The organism is Bifidobacterium sp. LH_426 (assembly GCF_056356875.1).
Genome location: NZ_JBKEVB010000019.1, coordinates 1 through 1,005 on the forward strand (window position 1 = coordinate 1; position 1,005 = coordinate 1,005).

The 1,005-nt window shown below is 58.0% G+C and carries 2 rRNA genes; both read left to right on the forward strand.

The annotated features are described in order from the left end of the window. Positions 1-254 (forward strand): 16S ribosomal RNA (locus tag AC1AYD_RS10670); the annotation flags it as partial. 460 nt (positions 255-714) lie between these two features. Beyond that, positions 715-1,005: ribosomal RNA gene (locus AC1AYD_RS10675) — 23S ribosomal RNA — on the forward strand; the annotation flags it as partial.

The following is a 1,005-nucleotide window of genomic DNA, read 5'->3' on the forward strand; positions in this document are numbered from 1 at the left end:
TCTCAGTTCGGATTGGAGTCTGCAACCCGACTCCATGAAGGCGGAGTCGCTAGTAATCGCGGATCAGCAACGCCGCGGTGAATGCGTTCCCGGGCCTTGTACACACCGCCCGTCAAGTCATGAAAGTGGGCAGCACCCGAAGCCGGTGGCCTAACCTCCTTTGGAGGGTGGAGCCGTCTAAGGTGAGGCTCGTGATTGGGACTAAGTCGTAACAAGGTAGCCGTACCGGAAGGTGCGGCTGGATCACCTCCTTTCTACGGAGAATACAGGCTTCTGTTTGGAAGCCGGTGTGTGCCCCACGGCCGCGAAGTCCGCGGTTCGGTCGGGGTTGCTGGTGTGGAAGAGATCATGGGCTGTATGGCGCGTGTCCTTCGGGGTGCGTGCGGGTTTGTGGCGCAACATGCTTTTGGGTTCCCGGATCGCCACCCTCCGAGTCTTGTGGTTTGGGGTGCGGGTCCGATTCCGCCGGGTTTCCGTGCCGGTCCTTGTGTGGGCTGGTGTGGGGCTTGGTGTGTGTTGGTGGTTTGAGAACTGGATAGTGGACGCGAGCAAGAGAACGAATTTGTTTTTCTTGTTTTGTTGATTTCGATCGAACTCCGAGGCTTTTTTGTCTTGGTGTTCGTTCGGTCGTTTTGTTGTGACCGTCAACGTGTTGTGTTGATGTGTCGTCCGATGTATTCGCGAATTTGGTTTTTGCCGGCTTCATGCTTCGAGTGTGTTGCTGGTAAGGGCGCAGTGGTGGATGCCTTGGCGGACAGGACCGATGAAGGACGTGTGGGGCCGCGATAGGCCTGGGGGAGCCGCCGACAGGGCTTTGATCCCAGGATCTCCGAATGGGGGAACCCGCCACCCTCGATGGGGTGGCACCGTGATTCTTTTCACGGGGGGTACGCAGGGAAGTGAAACATCTCAGTACCTGTAGGAAAGGATGTTCCGTGAGTAGTGGCGAGCGAAAGCGGATCAGGCCAAACCGGTGTCGTGTGATACCCGTCGGGGGTTGCGGCA